General features: G+C 63.1%; 17 protein-coding genes and 1 pseudogene. All 18 read left to right on the forward strand.

The window, feature by feature from the left end:
- The first annotated feature begins 366 nt into the window (after positions 1 to 366).
- The 18 genes and pseudogenes from ACXR2T_RS06285 to ACXR2T_RS06370 all read left to right on the forward strand — a co-directional run bounded on the left by ACXR2T_RS06285 (position 367) and on the right by ACXR2T_RS06370 (position 18,532).
- Positions 367 to 1,485, forward strand: coding sequence for a KTSC domain-containing protein (locus ACXR2T_RS06285; RefSeq protein WP_458838712.1), 1,119 nt, complete (start codon positions 367 to 369; stop codon positions 1,483 to 1,485).
- Between the two features lie 142 nt (positions 1,486 to 1,627).
- Positions 1,628 to 2,278 carry a single-stranded DNA-binding protein gene (locus ACXR2T_RS06290; RefSeq protein ID WP_458838711.1) on the forward strand — a complete coding sequence of 217 codons (651 nt, stop codon included), beginning with the start codon at positions 1,628 to 1,630 and terminating at the stop codon, positions 2,276 to 2,278.
- 81 nt (positions 2,279 to 2,359) lie between these two features.
- Complete coding sequence (locus ACXR2T_RS06295) at positions 2,360 to 2,782, forward strand: HNH endonuclease (RefSeq protein ID WP_458838710.1); 423 nt, start codon at positions 2,360 to 2,362, stop codon at positions 2,780 to 2,782.
- 24 nt (positions 2,783 to 2,806) lie between these two features.
- Positions 2,807 to 4,543: a M15 family metallopeptidase gene (locus ACXR2T_RS06300; RefSeq protein WP_458838709.1), complete on the forward strand. Its 1,737-nt coding sequence runs from the start codon at positions 2,807 to 2,809 to the stop codon at positions 4,541 to 4,543.
- 8 nt (positions 4,544 to 4,551) lie between these two features.
- Entirely contained in the window at positions 4,552 to 6,240 is a 1,689-nt protein-coding gene (locus ACXR2T_RS06305; RefSeq protein ID WP_458838708.1) for a phage tail tip lysozyme, read from the forward strand.
- A 17-nt stretch (positions 6,241 to 6,257) separates the two neighbouring features.
- The gene (locus ACXR2T_RS06310; protein ID WP_458838707.1) at positions 6,258 to 6,917 is read left to right on the forward strand and encodes a hypothetical protein; all 660 of its coding nucleotides are present in this window, start codon (positions 6,258 to 6,260) and stop codon (positions 6,915 to 6,917) included.
- Between the two features lie 98 nt (positions 6,918 to 7,015).
- Positions 7,016 to 7,639, forward strand: coding sequence for a hypothetical protein (locus ACXR2T_RS06315; protein ID WP_458838706.1), 624 nt, complete (start codon positions 7,016 to 7,018; stop codon positions 7,637 to 7,639).
- Positions 7,640 to 7,845: 206 nt separating this feature from the next.
- The gene (locus ACXR2T_RS06320) at positions 7,846 to 8,307 is read left to right on the forward strand and encodes a hypothetical protein (protein ID WP_458838705.1); all 462 of its coding nucleotides are present in this window, start codon (positions 7,846 to 7,848) and stop codon (positions 8,305 to 8,307) included.
- A gap of 9 nt (positions 8,308 to 8,316) precedes the next feature.
- On the forward strand, positions 8,317 to 9,582 hold the full coding sequence (locus tag ACXR2T_RS06325; RefSeq protein WP_458838704.1) for a hypothetical protein: 1,266 nt from the start codon (positions 8,317 to 8,319) through the stop codon (positions 9,580 to 9,582).
- Positions 9,583 to 9,584: 2 nt separating this feature from the next.
- Positions 9,585 to 12,143 (forward strand): ATP-binding protein, encoded by a 2,559-nt coding sequence (locus ACXR2T_RS06330; RefSeq protein ID WP_458838703.1) that lies wholly within the window; start codon positions 9,585 to 9,587, stop codon positions 12,141 to 12,143.
- A 188-nt stretch (positions 12,144 to 12,331) separates the two neighbouring features.
- Positions 12,332 to 13,186: pseudogene (locus ACXR2T_RS06335) on the forward strand (zinc-ribbon domain-containing protein); the annotation flags it as partial.
- Positions 13,187 to 13,204: 18 nt separating this feature from the next.
- Positions 13,205 to 14,296 carry a zinc-ribbon domain-containing protein gene (locus ACXR2T_RS06340; protein ID WP_458838726.1) on the forward strand — a complete coding sequence of 364 codons (1,092 nt, stop codon included), beginning with the start codon at positions 13,205 to 13,207 and terminating at the stop codon, positions 14,294 to 14,296.
- Positions 14,297 to 14,378: 82 nt separating this feature from the next.
- The gene (locus ACXR2T_RS06345; RefSeq protein ID WP_458838702.1) at positions 14,379 to 14,657 is read left to right on the forward strand and encodes a hypothetical protein; all 279 of its coding nucleotides are present in this window, start codon (positions 14,379 to 14,381) and stop codon (positions 14,655 to 14,657) included.
- Between the two features lie 32 nt (positions 14,658 to 14,689).
- Positions 14,690 to 15,601: a hypothetical protein gene (locus tag ACXR2T_RS06350; RefSeq protein WP_458838701.1), complete on the forward strand. Its 912-nt coding sequence runs from the start codon at positions 14,690 to 14,692 to the stop codon at positions 15,599 to 15,601.
- Positions 15,602 to 15,625: 24 nt separating this feature from the next.
- Positions 15,626 to 16,405, forward strand: a complete 780-nt coding sequence (locus tag ACXR2T_RS06355; RefSeq protein WP_458838700.1) for a SprT-like domain-containing protein — start codon at positions 15,626 to 15,628, stop codon at positions 16,403 to 16,405.
- 150 nt (positions 16,406 to 16,555) lie between these two features.
- Entirely contained in the window at positions 16,556 to 17,479 is a 924-nt protein-coding gene (locus ACXR2T_RS06360) for a hypothetical protein (protein WP_458838699.1), read from the forward strand.
- Between the two features lie 17 nt (positions 17,480 to 17,496).
- Positions 17,497 to 18,261 (forward strand): metal-dependent hydrolase, encoded by a 765-nt coding sequence (locus tag ACXR2T_RS06365; protein ID WP_458838698.1) that lies wholly within the window; start codon positions 17,497 to 17,499, stop codon positions 18,259 to 18,261.
- Positions 18,262 to 18,334: 73 nt separating this feature from the next.
- Positions 18,335 to 18,532 (forward strand): hypothetical protein, encoded by a 198-nt coding sequence (locus tag ACXR2T_RS06370; protein WP_458838697.1) that lies wholly within the window; start codon positions 18,335 to 18,337, stop codon positions 18,530 to 18,532.
- Positions 18,533 to 18,549: the final 17 nt, after the last annotated feature.

An 18,549-nucleotide genomic window follows, 5' to 3' on the forward strand; every position in this document is an offset into this window, starting at 1 on the left:
ATATATATATAGTGTGTCAGGGCTGTTTAGCGCTGCAATCATGCGGTTTTTGGGTTGTGTCGTTTTCGGGTCAGGCTGGGTCAGGCCGTGCCGGGGCCGCAACATCGTTGATTTCATGCGGAACTTGAAAACCGGCTGACACCGTGTTTTCAGCCGGATTTCGCCCGAAACAGCCGAAAACACGCCTTTTCGAACAGGCTTGAACATTGCATAAGGATGTTTGTTTCCCCTCGCCTGATGCAGGGCCGTTCCAGCGCGGGCGGATGGAAGGCGCTGCTCGCCCAACCCTCCGCTCGAGCCCCACGCTCACCCCACTCGCCATCGCTCGCCCGCACTGCGATTTCGCCGCCGGTCTCATGCAGAGACATGAACGCAACACAGACACAAGGCCAGGCTCGCCACGACGCCGGCGTCCGCCGCGCGGGTGTCGCGATGGGCGGCAAGTTTTCAAAGACCCAGAGCACAGCGGCAAGCGGGGCAGGGCTCTACTACGCCCCGCTCGAGCACGCCGCCGAGCAGCGTGACGCCATTGCCGAGCGCTTCGTCGCGACTGGGTACGCCCCCGCGACGAGCGTGGAGAGCGCCACCAACCCGCGCTACACCGACGGCATCGACGAATGGTGGCTGCAGCACTACGAGCGCATGGAGCAGCCCGCCGACGGGAAGACGTACGCGATGATGCCTGACGACTACACGCCGTCCCGCACCGACGGTCACGCGCTCAGCGGAAAGCGACGCACGCACCGGATGCGCTACTCTGGCGCCGGGGTGGAGATGCGCATGCCGTCTGCGACTGCGATCCGGCGCTTCTCCGCCGAGAACGGCAAACGCACCTTCGACGTGCCGATCGAAATGGAGCACGCCGGCGGGCGCATCTCCGGCTTCGCGCGCGTTACCCAGGGCGCGGACGGGGCCTGGGACGTGAAAGCGCTCAACATGCCGCAGCAGGCTGCATCACGCGCTCAGGAGGCGGTCGCGTGCGTACTCGAAGCACGCCGCCCCACGATCGCGCTCAAACAGGCGGAGGCGCAGTACGCCGCCCACCGAAAGGCACGACAGTCAGCCGCCCCCCTGCACGGCGCCAGCCCGCTGCATCAACGCCGCCTCGAACGTGTCGCCCAGGAGGGCGCTCGCCTCGGACAGCCGCGCGTCAACTCACCCCTCGTGAAAGGCGTCGGGTATGACTCCGCTACCGGCACGATGACGATCAATCTGCGCGGCCGCTACTACGGCTACAAGGTGCCGAAAGAGACCTACCAGGAGATCGCGAGCTCACTCTCTCCCGGTGCGGCGTACAACCAGCTCGTGAAAGGCCGCCGGTCGAAACGAGCCGAGGTGCAGTGCTGCCGCCGCTGCCGCCGCTGGACGCTCACTCAGGTGAAACACTCGTGCCCGGTGAAGCAGCGAGGCATTCGGCGCGACAAGCATCGGGCCCGGGTCGCATCACACGTCATGGAGCTGGCCCTCGCGCGACACGCGGCCTAGATCCGCGCGAATACGTCAGTATTTGCACGCACCAAAAGTTGTGAGAGGAGATCGGCGGCCGCGTCCTATAGCTCAGGTGGAGCGAGAAATCATCCCGCTCCCTCCTCAGCCGGAGTATCGAATCAAATCTTAGGAGAATCCCATGGCTGAAGAAACCTTTGTCACCCTGCGTGGCAACATCGCTGAAGACCTGGTCCTCAAGGCGATCAACCGCCCCGACGGCACCCAGGAGCTCGTCGTCAACTTCACCATCGCAGTGAACAAGCGCGTGTTCGATCGCAACACGAACGCCTGGAAGGATGGCGAACCGTCGTTCTACCCGTGCTCGGCCTTTGGACAGCTCGCCAGCCACATTGTCTCTTCGTTCGTGAAGGGGCAACGCGTCATCGCCCTGACAGAGTCGCAGCAGCGCGCCTGGGAAGCGAAGGATGCGAACGGTCAGCTCACCGGCGCGAAGCACTCGCGCCTCGAGTTCAAGATCGAGGAAATCGGAGGCAGCGTCCGCTTCGGCACGACGGTGTTTCAGCCCGCGCCGCGGCAGAACGCTGCGGCTGCTGCTCCGGTGGCTCAGGCAGCTCCGGTTGCCCAGCCCGTAGCGCAGGCAGCTCCGGTGGCTCAGCCTGTCGCGGCTCCGGTGGCTCAGCCCGTAGCGCAGGTGGCTCCCGTAGCCCAGCCCGTAGCAGTGGCCGCCCCGGTGGCTCAGGCAGCACCCGTCGCGCAGCCGGTCGCTGTGGCTGCCCCTGCAGCCGCCCCTCAGGTGGCCATGCCTGCTGGCATGGACGCCAAGTTCTAGCCCTCCCCTTGTCGAACGCCCCCGCTTGATTCTCGAACCAGGCGGGGGCGTTCGCATGCGTCAAGAGCAGAAAGGAGCCTCATGCCTGCAGACACCCACCTTCCGGTCCTGCCTGAAAATGCCCTTTGGTGGTCCATGGCCGCGGTAGCCCTCCTTTCACTAATGGCGCTCGCTCGACGCAAGAGTAGCCAGAAAGACCCGCAGCGAGCGTTCAGCGCAGACCAGCGCCGCGTTGGTTTCGCCCGCGCTGAACAGCAATGCGAAATGAGCACCTGGTGGGGAGCGCGCTGCACGCGCACGGCCAACCATGCCGATCACTTTTACCCGCACACGCGCGGCGGAGCGAGCTCTATGCGCAATCTCGTCGCAGCCTGCGCCCCCTGCAATCTCAGTAAGAGCTCCAAGATGCCCACCAGAATCCAGCGCCTGCTGATCGCGCACCGCCGGCGCAGTTACTTCCCCGCGCGCCTCGACCGTGCTCCTGGCGAGTGGTTCCGCGGTTGAGCGAGCATCTGGAAGGAGTACGCCATGAACGATCAGATTCCTGACGAGATAGAAGACATCCCCACGCCGCGCCGCGCGACCCAAGCGGCGCCGCCTGACAAAGCCAACTCGAAGCTCGAGTCGATCAAAGAGCTCGGTGAGGTGCTGCGGGTCTCGGCGAAAATGTCCAACAAGGTCAACCCGGTCGGACCTAAAGCTCCAGCGGCATTTCTACCCTCTCTCAAGAAGCAAGATGAGAAAGAAGCCCAGGAGACCGGAGAAGCTCAGGCGCGGCAGGAGCGCAACACCGGAGCCGCCGCTGCGAAGCCCCAGCGCCATAAACCTAAGGGAGCTGGGTCACCCAAAGCAGCTGGAAAGCCCGCTACGCCCGCCCCGGTCGCGGGTAAACCTGCACTCCCTGCTACTCAGGCTGGGAGCAAGGCTGCCAGCGCCGCGGGAGGCGCGACCAAAGCCGCCGCGGCCGGTGGAGAGGCTGCGAAGAAGGGGGCTGAAGCCGCCGGCAAGGCCGGGAGTAAGGCCGCGGGCGCTGCGGCCAAAGCAACCGGCGGCACGGCAGCAAAGGCAGCGGGCAGCACCGCCACGAAGACGGCTGGAGGACTCGCGAGCGGCGCCACGGGCGCTAGTTCAGGCGCCGTGGGAGCAGCCGCCGGCGCCATGGCTCAAAAGTCGGCGGATGAGATTACCGCCGTCGCTCAGCGCCGCGCGGATCGCAAGGGAACAGTAAGAGCACAGAAGGACGCTGACAACGCCAAAGCTCTCGGGGCGGTGGCGTCAGAGGCCGCCGCGGGGGCGGCTTCTGGAGCAGTGGCGGGCGGTATCGGAGCCGTTCCCGGCGCAATTGTCGGCGGCCTAAAGGGGCTCACCAAGTCCAAGCAGGGACGCAAGCTGTTGCTCATTAGCGTTGGCTTTCTGCTCATGACCTGGATCATCCCTGCCGCCGTTGCGCTCATGACTGTCGCCAGTATCAGCGGAGCGTTCGGTGAAAGCTCTTCGGGCAGCGAAGGCACGAGCCAGTCCATGACGAACGCTGAGGTCGATCCTGACATGTATCAGGAGGCTCAAGCCATGCACGAGAGCGAATATCAAGACGTGCCCGCCAGCCTCATCACGAGCGATATGCACGGAGTAAAAGAGCCGCCCCCGTCGCCGCCCGCCACCACGCCCGCAGACGACGACCATAGCGACCCCAACTCGCTGATCGTCGTGATCAACAAGCAGCGCCCATTCTCCCCGCTCGACTGGGAACCCTCTGACCTCCGGATGCCAGCTGGTTTCGCCAATGCCAACGGCCAGCCCGTGCGCTCAGAAGCGGCGGATGCTGCTGAGAAAATGCACGCCGCGGCGCAGAAAGATGGGGTCACCCTCACAATCGACTCGGGTTACCGCCCTCACAGTCTGCAGGTCACGCTGTACGAGTCATACATCCAGCGCGACGGGCAAGAGGCGGCCGACACGTACTCAGCTCGCCCCGGTCACAGTGAGCATCAAACCGGTCTCGTAATCGACTTCGGCATGCCCGACGGCACGTGCAGCCTATCCGAGTGCTTCGAGGACACTACCGCAGGCCAGTGGCTGCGCACGAACGGATGGAAATACGGCTTCATCCTGCGCTACGAGCGCGGAGAGGAGCCCGTGACCGGCTACATCTACGAGCCTTGGCACTACCGCTACATCGGCGAAGACGCTGCGAAAAAGTACCACGACGCTGGCGCCACCACGCTCGAAAAACACTTCAATCTACCCGCCGCCCCGACCTACTAGGAGAATCCATGATGCTGCGCCGATCAAGCCTGACCGCTGCTGCAGTGCTGTCTGCAAGCCTGCTCGGGGCGCTCGTTTTTGCACCACCAGCTTTCGCGGAAAGCGACACTGAAGATGAAGTGGACGAAGTGAGTCAGGCGCTTATTCAACAGGCCAAAGAAGAGTGCTCCAAGTATCCTGACCCGCGCAAAGCGCCGCAGAAGTCGAAAACCGAAACCTCGGCAGATGCAACAGGCGACCAGGGGCAGGTGAACTGGGCAGCGGTTGATTGCGCTATGCAGATCATGGATCCTAAGCGACAGTTTCGAGACATTAGCGCCGGGGCAGTAGTGGCGGATGAAAAGCGCTCTGAGCAGCAGCGACTCATTATCCTCGACCCCGAAGAAGAGGGCGGAGATCACGGACGCTTCGGCTATCAACAAGAGGTGAAGCGTCTCTGGACGATAGCCCTAGAAATCGGCGGGGCTGAGAAGCCGAAAGAAATGTTCGTTCAAGCTTTGGAGTGGGAGCTGGGCGTCATTGGCTGCAACACCGGACTTGACGACACTTCCACGACTCCAGAGGGAGCACCTGCAGGTGATGGCGACTGGATTACCCCGGGGAATGAAACGTATGACAACGCGAAGAAGCTGTTCGACCTGCTCACTACGGAGTACGGCGTGTCGGGCGCATTCGCCGCCGGCGTGCTCGGCAACGTTAAGCAGGAATCGGGCTTCGTGCCGGACAGGTCACAGGGCGATGGCGTAATCCGGTTCGGCATGGATTCGAAGACGCCTCCTGCCAACGAGGGCGGCGGAGGCGGACTCTTCCAGTTCACCCCGTATGAGAAATTCACAAACTCTGACTACTGGGGAAAGATCAAGAAACCGGGCTGGTCGATCGAAAACCAAGTCGCATTCATGTGGGCGTCCGAATTTCAAAACCGCGCCGTGTGGCCCTATGTAGAGTCAAACGCGCCCGGCACGTTCACCTCTCTCGAAGACTGGCTCTCCACCACGGATCCGTCCAAAGCAGCGATGGCGTTCCAGATGGGCTACGAACGCCCCTTGAACTTCCATCCCGAGCGCGCTGACTGGGCCCAGCAAGCTAATGAAGTCTTCAACCAGAAGGCCATCCCTGCTAACAAAAGCAAATGGAAGATCGACGGACTCACGCCCGACAAAGGCGATGACACCAAGGGCAACACGGGAGATACGAACGATTCCGGAAGCTGTCCCGACCAGTCAGAGGACTATCCCGCCACGGGGGCCCAGGGGAAAGTCAACGCCAATGGCTGGGCCTGGCCCTCTGATACTCCTGCGATCGCTCAGCATTACCATCTTGGTTACAGCATTGATCTTGCCTCATCACCCAAGGGCCCAATTTTTGCCGCATATGACGGTGTCGTTGTGAAAGCCGGAGGGGATGGCATGCCATTCGGGAGCTACTGCCCCACTATTGCATGGTGGCGAGGCGAGAACCAGACCGTCATGATTAAGCACACCTATAAGGGAAAAACACTATTCTCTAGCTCGAACCACGTCGGCAACGGTTCTGTGATTGTGAAGCCCGGGCAGACAGTAAAGGCGGGGCAGCAGGTTGCGTCAGAAGGCATGAGCGGCTGCACGTCAGCCCCGCACAACCACTTCTTTATCGGATCCAGCATGGGCGCATTTAACGGAGACCTGGAACCGTTCCAGTACATCGGAAGGCCATAATATTGAAGAAATCAACGATGATCCTGCTCGGCCTACTCATCGCAGCGACGATCGCCATGCTGGTGTTCATCCTGCGCCCGGGCGAGACATTGAACGAATCCACTCCAGGTTCACCTCCATCCGCTGGATTGGAAGAACCTGCGGATGAAAGCGGTGCATCCCGTGGCACTGAACAGCCAGGTGAAGGGCACGCCCTAGCCGAGCAGACCGATGAAACATTCGAGAAAATGGTTGAACAGGGCACTGCTGCACACATCGGAGAGGCTTCGCCGGCGGCGATCGAGCGAGCGCTCAAGCTCGCCGAGCTCTGGCCTGCCTTCGATACGCGCGATGGGCGAGAAGCACGAGCGAAGCAGCTGTCGGCTGCTATCCCCAACGCCGATGAATGGGCGGACTACCCCGCGGTCCTTGAGAACCCGAACGGCGTGACTGACGGCCTACAAGACACCTATAGTATTTCAATCTTCAAGCCGTCCGCCACCGTGAAGCAGGACTGGACTTTCTCGATCAATGGAGACCACAACGTCGCCGTCTCCATCCCGTTCTCAGCGATCTACTACGCCGGGAGCGGGAACCATGTCCTCGGGAAGGTGAGCGACGCTCAAATCTGGCAGTTCAAGCTCAGTGACGCCGGCGAGCTGCTTGAAGTAACGCCGCCGCAAGCGCCAATCAACTAGAACAACTCGTTCCAGGGCCCCGGCGTGCCGCCGGTCTGAGGTTCGCATGCGTCACAGACGAAGCGAAAAATTTTCAACCTCAGGCGGAAAGGGACCACATGTCTTCCTGGAACACAGACAACGGCTACGGCAATTTTGGCGAGAGCGAGGAGACGGGTCGCAGTGACACTTTCGAGCCCGTAGCGCCTGCGAGCGATCCCGAGGAGCAGCACGAAGACACTGCCGCCGCGGACGAAGCAGCCACCGACGCTCCCGCTCATCCTGCCACTGACAAGGCTCCGAAGAAGCGGCGCGCCCGTCCCACGACAGTGACGAAGGCTCAGGTACTCAGCGTGCTTGAGACACACACCGCGATCGGCGAGGCCTCGTCTGAAGCGCGCACCGTCTTGCGCTCGGTGGTCCGCTGCGACGCAGATGCGCCAGACGACGAGCTGACCGCGCTCGCCATTACGCAGGACCGGGCTGACAACCCGCTCAGCGTGATCGGTGAGCTGCGCGAGGCGCTCGCGACGAGTCCTTTCACTGTCCCCGCCATTATCGCGGGAATGGACAAGGCGAAGCGCGTGCGCCCATTCGCCGTCCTCGCGGCAGTTACCGGATCCGACGAGTCGCTACCGTCCGCTGACGTGGCCGCTGCGGTCTCGTTTGCGAACCTACTGAGCGCGCTGTCTGACGAGCAGGTGGCGGCGCTCGATGAAGCTCAGGCTCTGCTCGGGCGATAGGCGGACCGGTGACCATCCGCTGCCGCTCTTGGCGGTACACCAGCACGCCCGGCCACGCCCTGCACCTGCCAGGGAAGTGCCGGGCGTGCTGGGCCCCCTGCCGTGAGCCCGTACCGGCGGACGATGTTCGCTGCCGGGACTGCCTCGCGGCGCTCGTGAGCTCGCCGGACGTCAGTATCCGCCGCGCTCTGTTGCATGAAGAGCCCGTGCATAAAAGCACGCTGCAGCTGCTCGCCACAGACGCGAATCCGGTGATCGCCGCCACGGCACGCGATCGTCTTGCCATACTGCGGGCGACATCGAGCGAGACAGCCCCCTTTACCGACTCATGCCCTGAAGAGGACGAACAACCCTTCGACGATGACTCCGTCTACGAAAAGGCTTCCGCGGACGAGTACAGCGCGGAAGGTGAATATCTAGAGCCCCTCGTGCTGCCCGTGAGCTCTCCTGAACAAGCCGTCGAACCAGCGCCGGAGGACCGGCATGAGGCATCCGACGAGCTCCTGGCCGAGGAGCAAAGCGGTACCGAACAACCGGCAAAAGAGGCGGCCGAGCTGGATTTCACCGACGAGAGCCCCTTGTCCGTCGCCGCAGAGCCTGCACCGGGCGACGAAGACGATACTCAGGCAGGTTCGCATGCGCCACCACTGAACAGCTGGGGCTTCTAGGAGAAAACAGTGGCGAAGAAAAAGCAGACAACACCCGGACGCGGGCCGCTTCACCAAGGGCAGCAACGCGTGGCCGTCAACCTTGACGCCCCCACGGCCGCGAAGCAGCAGCAGCGCCGCAAAATCACCCGCTGGGCGATCTGGAGTAACTCGTTCGTACTCGTACCACTCGTGGGGGTCGTCGGCCTGCTCTACCTGGCGGAGAACTTCAACAAAGTGGACGAAGCCTCTGTCGTCAGCTCGCGCACGATCAACTCGTCAGGCGGCAAAGCCAGCGCCAACATTGCCATGAAGCAGTGGCTCAAGTCGGTCCCCGCCCCGTTGCCCAAGGGTGAGATTGTGGCGTGGGACGGGTACGACGAGCGCGTGGCACCGCCCCTGCCCGACGACGCGCCCGAAGGCGTGAAACGCCCCACTTACACCCAGGAGTTGCACCACTTCACCCTGACTGACGGAGTGAGGTTTTACGACTCCGACGTGCTCGTGCATGTTGACGAAGTGCTCGGGGCAAAGGTCGTTTCTTCTCCGACCCTGCTCCCGCGCGCCGCCTACGTTACCGGCGGCTGGAGCGGTGAAATGCCCTGGTTCGGGTTCCAGCAAAACACTACCAACCATGACATCACCCCTGCCGTGCAAGAGTGGGTGGAAGCATTCGTCTCAGGGTCTCCGAAGAAGCTTAAGCAGGCGGTCTCCGACCCGGCAGCCGACCACTCATACGTGCCGCTCTCGAACGTCGAAAGCGCGGCTTTTAGTGTGCCCGCCACTGCGACGAAAGAACCGAAGACCAAGGAAGACCCGCCCCCCACGTGGCTGATTGCCCGCGTCGAGCTTGAAGTCACTTGGAAGGATCAGGACGAGCTTGAACCTGGCGAGCGACTGTCTAAGGTCGCGTACGACCTACTCGTGACCGGCATCGACAGCGCCACCCCCAAGGTGGTCAGCTGGGGCGGCCCGGGCTCGGGTCCCGACCTGCGCAAATACTCCGTCGCCCTCAAGGGCCTGGAGCTCGATGAGCCGGGTGAGCACGACACCGATCGCCCGGATGGCCTTGGCACCAACCTCGAACAAGTCGGTAAAGGCGACGGGGAAGCGCCAGACGGGGAGGAATCGGGCGGCGAAGTCACCGTAAAACCGGACCCCAAGACCTCCGAGCAGAAGGCGAAGGGCAAAGATAAGGCCTCGCCTGAAGACGTCAAGAAAGCCGCCCCCAAAGAAGATAAGGCCTCGGACAAGAAGCCTGCCGCCCCAAAGACCGAGAAGACCAAGGGAGACTAGCTTTGGCGAAGAAGGACCAGGCCGCGTTCCCTCAGGTGCCTACGCTGCCGCAGTGGGAGACCCGCTCAAAGGTACCGCTCGCAGACGGGCGCATTCCGGGCATAGACAACTCCATGTGGCTGTACCGATCAGTGCCCATGTCGTCCATCACAGATGCCAAGTCAGTAGAGGAAGCAATCAAAGGCGGCTCCGGCTTGAACGCTGCCTTCGAGCAATTGGCTGAGCTCGCCACGCCGGGGATCAACCGGCCGACGACGAAGAACTCATACCGTGAGTTTCACGTCCTCCTGTTGAACGTCCCCACCTGGTACAAGGCCCCAGCGGAAAGCAAGATCCGGGACTACCTGAACACTGAGTTCCGGCGCCGTCTCGTCATCAGGCGCGAGCTCCTCATCGGGGTGCGGCTCATCCCGAACGCAAGCGGTACCGCGAAAGGCGGCTGGAAAGAACGCCTGAAAACATCGGTCGAGTCAGTCACGCACACCATCGTGCACGGAGGAACGCTGCTGGAGAACTTCGACCAGGACACGCAGCTTGTGTCCGGGGCGCTCGCCCGAGCGGGTATGCACACTCCGTCCGCAGAAACACTGCGCTGGGCAGACTCCTGGTGGAATCGAGGACTGGCCAAAGCCATCCCGGTGAACCCGCATGACAACCACTTTCACTTCTTCTCCTCGATGGACGCGAAACGGCGCATCGACCGAGACTTTGACGTCGCCGATTGTGAGCACTGGCCGAAAGACCTCACCGACGCGAGCATGAGTGACGGGGCGAAGCAGCACGCCGTCACCTTCGCCGCCGCGAACGACTTCACGCTCAGCCCCACCGCTGTGTCCGAACCGATCGTGCGCTGGGCGAGCGAGCTCATTGATCAGCATGCTCGTGTCATCTCCATCCGCGGTCTAGTGGAGCCGGCGAGCACGACCCGGGCGCAGATCAGGTCTCAAGCGAAACGCATCCGTGAAGACATCGGCGCGTTCACGGAGAAGAACAAAGACGCCCGCGAGGAGATGAAAGAGCTCCAGCAGAACCTCGACGAGCTAGAGCCGTTCTACGCCAGTGGCAATGCCCCATGCACCCTGCACGATTGCTCCATCATTGTCGGGTTCGACGGTATTGTGGACGACCTCACTCGCGTGTCGCCCCGGGCGCTGGAGCTGAACCCGCTCACGAATCTGCAGCCCGCGGCGTTCTACGAAACTATGCTGTGCTCGAGCGTGCGCGCCAACCCGCTCAAGCAGGACCTCCCGTGCACAACCGTGGCGTATTCAGGGCTCCCGAACCTCAGCCGCGTTGGCGACGCTGACGGCGCCCTCATGGGCTTCACCGAGCGCGACGGGCAGCCGGTGTACATCAGTAACGCGGCGGCGAGCGCCACGGATGCCTTCCCAATTTCGCTCGTAGCGGCTGGTACCGGAGCCGGCAAAACTGCCCTGCTCCAGTGGCTCGCTCATCAGTGGGGTCTCATGGGCATTCCGCAGGTGATTGTCGACCCGAAACGCGACTCGGATCTGGGCCCAGCGGTAGAGGCGTCGGGAGGCCGGGTGTTCTCGTTCGACGAGTTTGTGCATTCGGACGGAGCGCTTGATCCGCTGCGGTTCGCGTCCGACCCGACCGTGGGGGCGGGCATGGCGGCGAACATGATTTCCCAGGTGCGGCCGTTTGATTCGTACACGATGCAGCAGCATGAAACGACGATCATGTATGCGATCCACCACGGCGTTTCGAAAGGTGCGCGGGCGACCGGCCAGGCGTTACGGATCGCTCAACAGGACGGCATCATTGACGAGCAGGTTGTAGATGGCATCTTCCGGCTCGCAGAGGCCGCGCCCATGTTCCGGGCGTGCTTCGGGATCAACCCCGAGGGCGAGTCACTGTCAGTGTCGAACGGGATCACTCTGTTCAAAGTGGGCAAGACGCAGTTCGAGCTGCCGCAGGCGAACACGACGTTTAACCCGGCCACCGCGAACCCGCTGGTGCGCACGAGCGTGAACATCATTCAGATGATGGTGCGCGGCGCGATGATGAGTCTCACGGGCCGCGCCGGGGTGCTGCACATTGACGAGGGCTGGGTGCTGCAGCAGGCGGCGCCGGATGAACTTGAACAAATTGGGCGCCTATCGCGATCCCAGAACGTACTACCCATGATCTATACACAAACACCTTCAGGCCCCCTGGACGCAGGCATGGGCAACTTCATTTCGCGCGGCATGGTCGGCCACATCAAAGACCAGGAAGAAGCGCTCGCCGGTATGCAGCTGTTCGGCGCGGTGAGTGAAGAGCTGATCGGGCGCGTATCTGAGATGGAGTACCTCTCCGGCGGCGCGGGCGTGAACTGGAACTCACTCAAGGCGCTCTGGCACCTGGACGAGGAAACCGGGAAAAGGCAGCTACTCCGCCCCGCGGTGTTCTACCATTCAGACCTCAAGAACGCGATCGCCCCGGTCGAGGTGCACATCCCTCCGTCATTCTTTGAGCTTGCTTCCACCAACCCGGAAGATGTGCGCCGCCGCACCGAGCAGGCCGAGCGCCGAGCCGTGCTCGCGAGAGGGCGATCGTAGCCAAGTCGGGCAAAACTTCGTGGCTCCGCCAGTAAGTGGACACCGCGAGGTTTTGTGCATGTTGTGGAATGGTAGTACCTATAGTGAACACTAAACAGTGATCCGCTAGTCTGCGTCACCGAGGTACGTGCGTCCTATAGAAGTGTCAAGTACCGAGACAGCTCGCGAGATAAGGAAGCTCACTAAGTATGACCCCCGCCTCTCCCCCTCGCCGTCGGGTGAAGCCCGGCCGCGACCTCGCTACGCTGAGGCCAGACGTTGCTGCGCAGTGGCATCCGACGCTGAACGGTGACTTACGCCCAGGCGACGTATCTTCGCGCTCACATGAGCGCGTGTGGTGGGTCGGTGCGTGCGGCCATTCCTGGGACGCTACCATTGCGAACCGCACGAACACGCACGCCAATCCCGGATGCGCCGTCTGCAACGGCAAGCGCGTGCTCGCAGGATTCAACGACCTTGCCTCTCATAGTCCGTCTCTGGCAAATGAGTGGCACCCCACTAAAAACGGTGACCTCTCCCCTGCTCAGGTCACGCCCTGGAGCAACAAAGATGTCTGGTGGCTGGGGCCTTGCGGGCACGAATGGCCTGCCCCGGTGACGGGACGCTCCCGAGGCGAGGGGTGCTCAGTATGCGCGGGAAAGCGCGTCGTCGCAGGAATCAACGACCTCGCCACGACCCATCCAGCTATCGCAAAAGAGTGGCACCCGACAAAGAATGCGCACCCGGACGCGACGCAGATCACCTCAGGGAGCAACAAGCGCGTGTGGTGGCAGTGTGCCCGCGGACACGAGTGGGCCAATATAGTGTGCGCGCGCGTATTGCATGAGAGTGCCTGTGGGGCCTGCGCCAGTGCTGGCCTGATGCGCGGCTCGCTCGCTGAGCGCAACCCTGACCTGGCGCGCTGGTGGCACCCCACGAAGAACGTCACCCTCACCGCGCATGACGTAGCCCCCGGTAGCGCAACGACCGCCTGGTGGCAATGCGATCAAGGGCATGAGTGGCAACGTGAAATTTACGCTGCCCAGCACGCGGGGTGTTCCGTGTGCTCTGGGAGGCTGCTCGTGGCAGGCATCAATGATCTCGCCACGACACATCCAGCACTGGCCGCGCAGTGGCATCCCGAGCTCAATCAAGAACTCACCCCGGACCAGGTATCGCACGGCAGCAAGACGCCCGTATGGTGGCAGTGCACCGAGGGTCACGCCTGGTTGACGCCGGTATGGGGGCGTAAGAATGGCTTGGAAGCATGCCCCGAATGCTGGTCACTCAGCACGACGAGTCCGTTCGAAGCTAAGGTCGCAGATTTCATCGCGTCCCTTAACACCGTGTCGAAAGTGCATCGCAACCGGCGCGGCCTGCTCTCAGAAACAAGCCAGGAGCTCGACATCTACCTCCCCGAGCATCACGTAGCGGTCGAATGCAACGGCGTGTACTGGCATTCGGAGCCCGCCGGGAAAGACAAGCACTATCACCGCCAGAAACTCCTCGCAGCGCGAGCGGCGGGAATCCGACTCGTGCAGGTGTGGGAGGATGACTGGCGCGACCGGCAGCCGATCGTCGAGCGCCTGCTCGCGTCGATCCTTTCCGCTGACCAGGGCCGACGCGTCGGGGCGCGCACCACCGCAGTAGAAGAGCTCACGCTGGCCGAGGCCCGCGACTTCTGCGACGCTCACCATCTGCAAGGGTATGCGCACGCCGGCGTACGGCTCGGGCTGCGCACCAGAGACGGCGAACTCGTCGCCGTCATGCTCGTCAGACGCCGAGGGCTGGGACAGATAGAGCTCGTGCGCTTCGTCACCTCTGTCCGCGTACCGGGTGGCTTCACGAAGCTTTGGAAAGCGGTTGATCAGCTCGGCGATTGGACCGAAGCGATCACGTTCTCCGACGAGTCCTGGGCCAGCGGCGACCTGTACGCGCAGCACGGCTGGACCCGCGACGGCGACGTCGCCCCGGACTACGCTTACCTTGCAGGTGCCAGCAGGGCACATAAGTTCGGGTACCGCTTGAAGCGTTTTCGGTCGGACCCTGCCCTCACCTATCAAGAGGGCTGGACCGAGGCAGAAGCCGCCGCTGCGAACAACCTGCACCGCATCTGGGACAGCGGCAAAGTGCGCTGGCGCATTGGCCGCAGCCCCGCCCCCGCGCAGCACTAACCATCACACCGCCAGAAAGGAGCTCCCGCTGCCGAGAGTGTTCAGGCTCGCCGGCGGTGTCGCCGCGCCTGAAGGCGAGACGATGACCGAGACGGCGCGGCGCCTGTCTGTCTGGTTACGCGTGCAGCCGCGCTTCTCCCCTGGGGTGCGCGATTTTCGGGTGGTCAGCTCGGATGAGCGCGAAATGGACTTCGAGCTGACCATTCACGCTTCATCCTGGGGTCAAGCTCAGGCGCTCGGCGGCGCGGCTTTGGCAGAGGCACTGCAAGCCGCGGGCGTCACGCTCATGCTTGACGACGCGGGATCGGCACCAGGCGCGCCGTACGTTCAGTCGCTCGGCATCATGCTCACCGAAGCCTGATTCTTCCAGCCTCGCCGGTCTCACGCAGAGACATGAGCAACATGAACCGCCAGGCCGCGGGCACAAAACAGGCGGGCGTATCGGTGGGCGGGCAGTTCGCCGCCTCCCAGAAGACGGAAGCGAGCGGGGCGGGGCTATCAGGTCTCACCCGGCCGGGCATCAACGCGATGGCACGCGAGCGCAGCATTCAGCGTGCTCAGGAGCGCCGCGCGCAGGCGCAACAAGTGCGCCAGGCAGCACGAGAGCACGAGAATCGGCTGTTCGAGCACGAAGCAGCGCTCCTGATTAAAGGACACTTCCCGGAGGCGAAACACATCGCACTGGTGCGCCAATACGATTGGGCAGCGCAGGCGGAAAGTCACTGCTGGGATTTCGGCGGCGTCGAGGACGGCGAGGGCCGACAGATCGACCTATCAAGCGTGAATGGCCTAGCCAGACAGCTGCGCGGCTTGACAAACAACACCCGCATCGACCCGATGGACAAGTATTACGCCAAGCAGGACACGAACATCGAGTTCGGAAGCAGCACGCGCGATACTGACGAGCCTCGCAACTTCTCCGAGTTCGACGAGATCGTGCGCATTGACCTGGACGAGGCGGAGCAGGATTCGCACGTGAACCTCTCCCGCCAGTTCCTCGACACCGATCACCTCACCGAGGATGGCTTCGATGCCGCGCTCGGAGCGGCGCGGGACCAGCTGAATTTCGCGGCCACCAACGGCTATTCGCGGCGTGACATGGCCGAGTACATCGACTCCGGGTTCGTCCTCGAGAACGGAGACGAGCTGAACGAGGAACAACTAGCTCAGATCACTGAACTCGCCAGCCGAGAGTACGCGTTGAACCCGCCACACGATGATGTGTACAACCTTGAAGCCGCCCGGCGCGACCGGGCCGCGGTGTCCGCTGCGCAGCAGCTCGGCCTCAACATCGAGCAGGGCTAGGAAGCGCCGGTCTCACCCAGAGACATGAGCAACATGAACCGCCAGGCCGCGGGCACAAAACAGGCGGGGGTCGCGGTCGGCGGCCGGTTCGCGGCGTCGCAACAGACTGAAGCGTCCGGGGCGGGACTGTCTGACCGGACCGTGGTGCGTAACGACCTGGTGCGTACGCCGCCGCCTGCCCCGAACTTCCGGAAGCTGCTGAACGCTACGCCGGATGAGTGGTTTGCGACTCCGTGGGCGCAGCGCAAGAAGGTGGTGGAGCAGGCGACCCGGGAGATTATTGACCACACCCCGGAGGCGGCGCAGCCGCCGTTCGGCACGCCGGTGACGTTCGGGGGCTGGATGCAGAGTAAACGTGCGATCGGCTGGAACAAGAAAACGCAGTACCGCGGCAACCCCGCCCTGAATGAGAACAAAATCGAGCTCAGCACGCCGCAGGTGCGCATGAGTGAGCCCGCCACGATCGCCAACACCATCCTGCACGAGGTGGCGCACGGCATTGACGACCTGCACGGCGGGCACGGGGAAGGTTGGAAAGAGAAGTTCCGTACCCTGCTGCGCCGGCACGATCTCGATGAAGCCTCCGCCACCCGCGTGCACCATGCGACCGAGGCGGAGCGCAACGCGCCGGTGCATCTCATGCGCCGGTATCGCGGCAACTGCCCGAACGACCCTACTCATGCCACGTATCGGGACGGGAAGCCGCGCACCGCCCGGTACATCTGCACGCAGGGCGAATGCCGCCAGAAACCGCAGCGCGAACGCTTCCTGACGTACGACAAAAACCCCGACTTCAGAGGATAGGACCTATCATGCGCAAGACCAGCATCTTCGTAGAAACCGACGAGCACGGCGACGAGCTCGACACTGAACTCATCGTGGAAACCACGCCCCGCGCGATCACCGAGACTGTTACTTGACCGAGCGGTTGGGGCGCCGGTCTCACGCAGAGACATGAGCAACATCAACAGGCACAGCGCAGGCACGAAACAGGCGGGCGAGGCGGTCGGCGGCCGGTTCGCCGCATCGCAGCAGACCGAAGCGTCCGGGGCAGGGCTCGCGCTCAGCCCGGCACCCGACTCGGCGGAGCTGCTACACAACGACGCCCCGATCACCGAAGACAGTATCCAGGCGCTCCTTGAAGCGCACGACCTCGACTACGGCAACGCCGAAGTGGAAGACGGAGACTTCATGACCGTCGAAGCCCCCAACCACGCCACCTGGCGCGTAGACACTGACGGGTTCGAGGACGGCGGCACCATGGGCGACCTGAAAGCCACGATCGCGCAGGATCTCGACGATTTCGACCCGGACGAGCAGTTCGACGAAATATGGTCTCCCGAGTTCGGAGAACACAACGGTTTCACACCGCGCCAGTTCCTCGACGGCCTGCGAGAAGACAAAGCGTTCTTTGAACACGCCGCTATGCGGCTCCGGGCGGAAGCGAACGGGGACAACCCCCATCAGGCGAAAGCGCTCGTGGCGGGCTTTGCCGCGCGAAAAATGGAGAGTGAAATCGAGCTCATGCGTGAAGAGCAGCGGGCGCTGCACCGCGAGAATCTACGCGAGCGGGTGCTGGCGGAGCATCCGACCGCGGAGACGCTCGACCTGGAAGTGCACCGGAACGCGAACGCGACAGGCGACTCCGACCGGTACCTGTTCACGCCGGTCGCGGTAAGAAACGCAGACGGCGAAACTCTTTCAGGCGACATGAGCTGCGAGGGCGACCTCGGCACCGGGGCCGTCCTATATGAGAGTCAAGCGCACGGGTCGTTCGTATTCGACGGGGCCAGCAGTGACCGGGCGTTGTTCGAGAACGAGAACTATTTTGGCCCGATGCGCGCTTCGGTGAACATTCACCGCGGCATCGACCGCTAGTTAAGGACTGATCTTTCATGATGGGTTACAACCACGCCCTGTCCGGGGCGGCCGCCTGGGTGGCGGTCGCTTCCACTGCCCCCGCGTTCCCGGCGCTCGGCCTCGTCACGGTGGAGCCGTGGCAGCTCGCCGCCGGCGCGGTTGTGTGTGCGGGCGCGGCGCTCCTTCCGGACGCTGACCATCACAACGCGACGATCGCGCATTCTGTGCCTGGCGCGGGCCGGGTCGCGGCCGGGGCGGTGGGCGCGCTTTCGGGTGGTCACCGCAAAGGCATGCACTCGATCCTCGCGATTATCGGCTGCTGGTATCTGACCGGCTGGCTCGGCACGCTCACGTGGACGCCCTCCTGGTGGCATCAGGCGCTGCCGGTCGCGGGGGCGGTCATGATCGCGGCGCTGCTCACATTCGCGGTGAAGGTGTTGAAGGTGGTGAAGTCGTGGTGGAAAGCGTGGATCATCGGGATCGCAGTGGCGGCGGCGCTGTTCTGGTTCCTGCCGGACGAGCTCGGCTGGTTCCAGCTGTGCATCACGATTGGGTTCGCCGCCCACATTCTCGGCGACTTCCTCACCGTTGAAGGCATCAACTGGCTCTGGCCGCTGAAAATCAAAGCCCCGAAGTTCATTCAGGCGATCCCGGTCGTGAACCTGATCTGGAAAGGGAACGGCTACTTCTCCCTCCCGGTGCTCGGGAAGACCGGATCTGTGATCGAGATGCTGTTCGGCGCCGTCCTCGGGCTGTACGCCGCCTGGGGCATTGCAGCAAGTGTGCTCGGCGTCCTATAGGGCAGATACCGGCCGCAAACTGCGCGGCTGAACAACACACCATCAGGAGGCGCCCGTGTCAGAAGCCGGTCCCATGGCCGACGAAGTCGTCGTGGAGACGAAACCTCACGCGGACGCCCCCTGGCGCACGCACACCATGTTCGCGCCCGCCTCGATGCTGAACGTGCTCAATGCGGCGGGCGCCGCCCGCGTGCTGAAGCATCATCGCGTCGAGCATGTGCGAATTGTTATCCGACAAGGTGGCGAGATCGTCGAGCAGGAAATCTGCTGACCTTCACGCACCTCTGG

It is taken from the genome of Leucobacter faecis (assembly GCF_054456635.2).